The sequence below is a fragment of the Nocardioides sp. F233 genome (genome assembly GCF_057813895.1).
On the sequence record NZ_JBVASH010000019.1, the window covers coordinates 1 to 489 of the forward strand.

Annotated in this window: 1 rRNA gene; it reads right to left on the minus strand. The window is 53.4% G+C overall.

Annotated features, from left to right (window positions below):
- A 23S ribosomal RNA gene (locus tag ACZYRU_RS26890) occupies nt 1–85 on the minus strand; the annotation flags it as partial.
- Nucleotides 86–489 lie beyond the last annotated feature (404 nt).

Below are 489 nucleotides of genomic sequence, written 5' to 3' on the forward strand. Positions count from 1 at the left end.
CTCCCCAGGGCATTTCGCAGGCTCCAACGTCCTTCATCGGCTCTCGATGCCAAGGCATCCACCATGTGCCCTTAACAACTTGCCCACAACAAACCACCAACACACACAACAACCCCACCCCCACCACACTCACGCATGATCGAAGTCGAGCAGTCACAGAACTGTCAGCGGCTCCCTGCAGGACAAACCTGATAAGAGAACACACAAAACAATCACGAAACAAACACTATTATTAATGCTCGCGTCCACTATGAAGAAGTCAAACAACCAGAAGCCGTACCAGCCCCACACCCAGTAACAAACCAGGCGGGCGTCTGATGCCTCAGACACCCAACAGCGTGCCATACCTACCGAGTGGAAAGCTCCACTCAACGATTGTTGTGTTCCACTATCCGAACACCCCATAGATCAACAACTCATTCGGCTGTCGACGCGGGTGTGCTCCTTAGAAAGGAGGTGATCCAGCCGCACCTTCCGGTACGGCTACCT